This is a genomic window from Streptomyces sp. NPDC048389 (assembly GCF_040706335.1).
Classification (GTDB): Bacteria; Actinomycetota; Actinomycetes; order Streptomycetales; family Streptomycetaceae; genus Streptomyces.
This window is the reverse complement of record NZ_JBEZKP010000074.1, coordinates 23,699-29,825: the sequence shown is the minus strand read 5'-3', so window position 1 is coordinate 29,825 and position 6,127 is coordinate 23,699. Positions and strand designations below refer to the sequence as shown.

At 70.5% G+C, this 6,127-nt stretch carries 4 protein-coding genes; all 4 read right to left on the bottom strand.

Going from position 1 to position 6,127, the window contains the following annotated elements; all coding sequences use genetic code 11:
* Window positions 1–74: 74 nt before the first annotated feature.
* From AB0903_RS31585 to AB0903_RS31570, 4 genes are read right to left on the bottom strand one after another with little or no spacing between them, the layout of a single operon-like run.
* Entirely contained in the window at window positions 75–2,093 is a 2,019-nt protein-coding gene (locus AB0903_RS31585; protein WP_366708172.1) for a helicase associated domain-containing protein, read from the bottom strand.
* Between the two features lie 15 nt (window positions 2,094–2,108).
* Entirely contained in the window at window positions 2,109–3,119 is a 1,011-nt protein-coding gene (locus tag AB0903_RS31580; protein WP_366708173.1) for a TniB family NTP-binding protein, read from the bottom strand.
* 41 nt (window positions 3,120–3,160) lie between these two features.
* Entirely contained in the window at window positions 3,161–5,329 is a 2,169-nt protein-coding gene (locus tag AB0903_RS31575) for a transposase (protein ID WP_366708171.1), read from the bottom strand.
* On the bottom strand, window positions 5,326–6,099 hold the full coding sequence (locus AB0903_RS31570) for a TnsA-like heteromeric transposase endonuclease subunit (protein WP_366708170.1): 774 nt from the start codon (window positions 6,097–6,099) through the stop codon (window positions 5,326–5,328). Before AB0903_RS31570 ends, AB0903_RS31575 begins: the two co-directional genes overlap by 4 nt.
* Window positions 6,100–6,127 lie beyond the last annotated feature (28 nt).

Here is a 6,127-nt window from a genome sequence, read left to right as displayed (position 1 = left end):
TGCCGGGAGTCATACGCCCCCGACCAGCACGAGCACCCCGAAGCCCATGCACACCAGCCCCGTGACCTGCAACTTCACGATGCACACAACTCAGTCAGTCCGACGGCCGCGAGCTGTCGGCGCTGTTCCACTGCCAGGCCGGGGTAGGACACACATTGGGTGTATAGCCATTGACCGAGCTCGTCATCGAAGGCTGCAAAGGCGCTTTCGGGGTCGAGGGGGTGGCCGGAGCGGACAAGATCGCGCACCGTGTAGCAGGCTCGCTGCCAGTCGGAGGGCCAGGGCGGTGCCCACCACGGATCCATTGCGTCCAGCTGCTGCGTGAGGGCGGGATCGAGAATGCCGCGTCGGGCGCGTACGCGGAGGTTGGTCAGCCATTGGCCGATGGGGAAGTCGGCGTACGTATCAGCAGCGCTCGCACAAAGGTGCCCGTGCTGCTTCCAGTAGGCGCGTGCGTTGGTCAGGCCCTGGTCACGGGCCTCGGCGAGGTTGCGACGCCGCGGCAGTGCGTGGCGGGCGGCTTCGGCACTGATGCCGATCTGTGCCAGTAGTCTGCGCTGCTGGGGGTGGAGGCTGCTGTAGACCTGGCACTGCCGGTACAGCCAGGTGCCGAGATTCTCGCTGGTGCCCGGGAAGCCCTGCTCGGGTCTGATGCCGGTGCCTGAGTCCAGCAGCCGTCGTGCGCGCAGATAGATGCGCTGCCACAGCGTGCTCCACGCAGGATTCCACCACGGGTCAAGAGCGGCCAGGGCCTGGCTGCGCTCGGGGGAGAGCTGAGGGCCTGCGGCGCGCTGGTTGGCCAGCCACAGGCCGAGTTGGAACCCGTCCTCTTCGTGCCGGTAAGGAATGCAGAGGTGGCCGTGTTCGGTGGCGTAGGTGCGGGCGTGGCGCAGGCCGCGCGCGAACCCCTTGGCGGTCTCGGCCACGTCTGGGGCCGGGGACCCCTCTGACTCCGTTTTTCCGGGCGCTTCGTCGACGGGCCGGGTTTCGGCCAGGAGCCGGGTGATCGGTGCGGGCCGGTGGGGCGGGGAGACGTGCCACATACTGCGTGTCTTTGGCTTGTGCCCGGCCTGCGTGCGTACGCAGGCGCGCACCCAGGCGTTCAGCGGGCCTGTCGTGATGGCGCTGAGGCGACCGGCGAGCCATGGCCGCTCAAGGCGCTGAGCCAGTTCGTCCACGAGGCTGGGGACATCGGCGAGCGCGTGCGGCTGATGCCGCCCCGCGTCATCGAGTAGCCGCTGCTGCAGGCTCGGGTCGGCGAGGGCCGCGGCCAGCGTGACGGCTTCGGGATAGGTCACCGCATCCCGCGCCGCGGCGCGCCAAGCGAGGTCGTTGCCGGGTGCCATCAGCCGCAGCCGATCGGGCCAGAGGATCTCTTCCAGCCAGGGCTCGTCCCACCACGAGGCCATGATTGCCTGCGCCACGGTGAACGCTTCGCCGGCGTGCGCAGAGCGCCGCAGCAGCCGTACATGACGGCGCTGGGCCGCCCCGTTCTGCGGTACATACCGCAGGTCCAACTGCCCGGGGCACGCCGTTGCCCCGTCGACGACGGGTGTTTCCAGCATCCAGCACTGGTGCTTGACGCATACCCGGCCGTGCGGCAGCAGGTAGCGGCGTGCTTCTTCCTGGCCTCGTGTGGCGGTCGCGGTGCAGGCCCGGCATCCGGGGCCGGTCGGCGGGATAGTGGCTGCGGTGCGGACCCAGGCGGCTGGCCCGTTCCCGAGCCTGCTCGAAGGGCCGTCTCTGCCCCAGGCCGGCAGGGCACGGTGCAGGTGCTCTTCGGGCATGCGGCAGAAAGCGGCGACCACCGCCCGGGCCTCGGCGTTGAAGACCACTTCTCCGTCGGGCCGCACCGTGAACAGGTTGGGCCGCCGTCCCACGTCCACGAGCGCGCCGATGAGTTCTTTGGCCGTGAGCTTGTACCGGGAGGCGACTCTGCTCATGAACGACAGCGTCGTCTCGCCGTTCAGCGGAGCGACACGCACCGCGCCCAAAGGCGGTCTGTGCAGGGGCAGTTCGTTCTGCTCGCGCTGTGGTGGCTGCGAATAATCCCTGACGGCAGGTTCCATTAGAGGGCTGGTGGTCTTCTTCACAGCTGGTCCGCCTCGTCAGGATCCAGTGCCGTTGTTGCGGGGGCGCGGGAGGCGTTTTCGGGGCGGGCGGGCTTGCTGCTCCGCGCGGATGTCGAGCTGGATGCCGGCCAGGAGCCGTTTGGTGATCTTTTCGCTGCCGTCGAGGAGGGCGGTGAGGGCGGCTTCACGGATGAGGTGGGAGAGGCTTCCCATGACTCCGCCGGTGCGCTGGTGGAGGTAGTCGGCGTGCCGGGCCAGAGTGCCTTGGGTGTGGTGGCGCAGGTGCAGGGCGTTTTCCATGTCGGTGACCAGGTCCAGCCAGACGGCGCGCTGTTCGGCGGTGCCGCAGGACAGGGCGGTGTTGCGGACCAGGGTGAAGCGGCCTGCCAACTGTGCGCCGCGCGGCCCGTTGAGCAGGGGGGACGCCTCGACGTCGACGCCTGCGTAGACGAAGGTCGCCGGAATCCTCTCGCCTAGGTGCTTCATCTGGTCGGAGGTTTCCGCGCCGGACCGGGTACGGGTGTCGAGCAGGTGGACGTCGTCGACGAGGACCAGCGCGGTGCTCAGCTGGCACAGCAGGTGGCAGACGGCGTCGGTGATCTGCGCCTGGTTCATGCGGTTCGCGATGGGGATGCCGAGGAACCGGGCGAGCTCCGATACCAGCATCTTGGGGGTGGAGGCGGGCGGCACCGCGAGGAAAGCGACGGGCAGGCGGTCGGTGCAGCCGGGGTGGCGGCGTTGTTCGGCGAGTTCGAAGGTGCGGCCCATTTCCAGCAGGGTGGTGGTCTTGCCGGTGGTGGGCGGTCCGGACACGATCAGTCCGCGGCGCGCGGTGCCCTGTTGGCGGCGGTTGAGGAGCATAAGCCGCCGCACCGACAGCGAGATGCGTTCCATGGCCGGCGTGGTCAGGACGACGAACCGGGAATGGTAGTCCAGGCGTTCCTCAAGCGACCAGTCCTCGTCTCCAGTGGGCGGGGGCTGCAGCGGGGGAGTGCCGACGAACTGCTGCCAGCCCTCCCGCGTGGTCGGCGGCGCATAGGCCGCCATCTGCTGCTCCTCGTCCGGGACGGGACCGGCTTCGGGGACTGCTACCACTGGGTTGCCTCCTGGCGGGCATCGTAGATCCGCGACGGGCGGGGGACTGCGGCCCGCCCGGATGGCTGTTCGTCTCCGGCGGGGCCGTCGCCGGCATCGTCTGATGTGCCGAGCGGGTCTTCGTCCTCGTCCCAGCCGTCCTCGAACTCTTCGTCGTCGGGCTCATCCAGGCTTGCTGGGGTGAAGGCGCCGACCAGGCCGTAGGAGAGGGTCGGGGCGGTAAGGGGGTCGGGCGGCTCCTGCTGGTTTGGGGCGGGCCCGGCGAGGGAGGCTGCGGCGCTGGCGCGTGCCGCGACGGTCCGCTCGCGGCGGGTGCCTTCCCCGTTGCCGGCCCGCCGCAGGAGGCGGTCCAGGGCCTGGGCGAGCTGTTGCTCGTGCTCGTCGCGGTCGCCGCGGCGCTCGACGGTCGCGCGGATGTGCCGCCAGGTGAAGTCGGTGAAGGGCAGGCTTACCCGCTCCTTGTGGATCCAGGGCACCTCCTCCCAGCCGCCAGGCAGCCGCACCCAGATCTGCTGGGGGTCATAAGGGTTGTGGTGCACCTCCCACATCCCGCCCGGGGCCGTCGACCTGCGCCCGCGGTGCGGGTTGAGGACCTCGTGGTCGTAGGTGCGGTAGTCGAAGCGGATGCCGTAGTCGTTGATGCCCAACCGCTTGACCGGCATGAGCTCGACGTAGTCTTCTTCGCTGAGCAGCACCGGGACATAGCCGGTCACGCCGACCAGCGCGGCCCACATCTCGTTCGGCGACACCGCGAGCTTGGGGGCCAGCGGATGGCGCAGGGATGCGTGCGGGCGGTGCTGCCAGTCCGCGATCAGCCACTCGTCCAGCAGGTCCTGGATCTGGGGAAGCGTCCAGCACGCCTCGTCCTCGACGTGAGAGCCGCGCTGAGTGACGTCGGATCCGGTGTAACCGGCCACGTACTGGGAGAACCGGTCGCCGATGGTGAGGAACATTCTCTCGACATGTCCCTTGGCCGGGCCGTTGGCCGGCGGCGCCGGCTGCACCGACACCCCCAGGCTGTCGCACGCCGCGACGAACGAGGCGGAGACGAACACCCGGCCCTGGTCGACGACCACCGTCTCCGGGCTGATTACTGGACGGGCTGCCGCCCCCTCCAGCCGCGCGTCCAGGGACACCAGCCGCTCGTAGGGGATGGCCGACCGGGACATCGCCAGCGCCTCTTCCCATCCCGGGCGCATCCGCATGGGCGTCACCATCTGCGCCAGCAGAATCGCCGCGTCCACCGACCCTGTGCCCATCGGCCGCAGAACGGTCGCACAGATACTGCGCGTCGCCACGTCCAGCGCGATCGTCAGCTCGGCCTTACCCACCACCCCGTCGGCCAGGACCACCATCACGTCCAAAGGGGTGCTGTCCAGCATCACCAGCTCACCGGGCCGCAACGCCACCGTCGGGGTGAACGGCGGAGCCGGCCGTGAGGAATGACGGCGCCGCTGCGCCGCGGTTCCCAGCAGCCCCTGACGGTCTGCGAGGGCGTGCACCAGCCGGTTGAACGTCGAGGCAGGCGGCACCTTCACCGCCCCCGCGCCATGCGTATCCTCCAGAATCCAGCCGACCGCACGCCGCAGCCGGCTCAGCGTCCCGGTCGACCGCTCCCGCTGCGCATCAAGTGCCTGCTCGATCGCGGCGACCACCCGCTCGTCCGCGCGCCCCACCGGCGAGCGCCGCCGGGCAACCCGGCCGTCCACCAGCCCCCACAGGCCCTGCTCCCGGTAGCGGGCCCGCATCCGCCGCACCGTCACCGAACTGGCCGGCTGCCCGGCCGCCGTCAGCTCGGCGGCCTTGGCCTCCTCCCGCTCCGCCATGGTGCGCATGGCCGGATCGAACTCGGCCCGCGGCACCTGGTCCTGTCCCGGGACGGGGTATCCGGTCTCGACCTCACGCACATGGCGCTCCCAGGCATACGCACGCTCGCGCACCTGCTCCGGCAGTTCCTCCAGGAGCCCGAACGGTGGCACGCCGCGCTGCGGGGCGCCCACCACGTCGAAGTCGGGGTCGGCGAACAGGAAGTTCGCAAGCACCGTAGCCACGGAGTTGTCCGCGTCGACCAGCCGTACGCATGCCCCTTCCAGCATGACCACCGTCCAGGTCCGCTTCGCGAAACGCACCTGTGTTCCGGGCTCCAGCACCGTGCCGCTCACCTCCGCCTCCGCCCCTGGGGGACCGCCGTCACGTTCACCCGCTCGTGCAGCGGCTTCTCCAACTGAGCCGACAAGTCGCCGTGCCACAGCGCGTGGAAGACCACCGGGAAGACCTGAACCGGGTCGCCGAGTTCATGTACCCCCTCGATCAGCGGGCGCGGCCGCCGGAAGACCTCGGCTGCGCGAACGGCCAGTTCGCCGCCCCTGTAGCGGGGGTGCCGGTACCCGGCCAGCCAGCGCACATTGGCTGTCAGGACCGGATCCGGGGGCCGCAGGACCTGGTACCGCCAGCCCACCGCCGCGGCCGCGACCTCCAGCACCGCAGCCCGGGATGCCAGGCGCGGCGAGATGTCCCCGCGTCCGGCACAGTCCGCCAGCAGGCCACTGCCGTCCGCGAGACGGGCCATCAGGTGCGGTGCGTGCCGTACCCAGCCCCCGTCATGCCCAGGCCAGGTGAGTTCCACCGGGCGGCACGCAATGGCCACGACCGAAGGATCATGGTCCAGCAGCATCACCTGGGTCCGCATCACCCCGGACGCGTAGTGCACCAGCCGCCCGTCGGTCGCCGACCACCACCACCCCGGCGCCATCCGCTTGCCGCGCCGCACCGGGAACCGCCGCACCGGGCCGCACTCCTCCCAGCAGACACCACGCGCGGCCTCCGCCCAAGGCATCCGCCGCTCGGTTCCCGCCTGCTCCACGAACCGAGCCTCCACCCGGTCGTCGAACCCGACCGGTAACTCCGCGGTCGCCTCAGCATCTTCCGGCATCTCGTCCGACGTCCCGGCGCGGCGACCG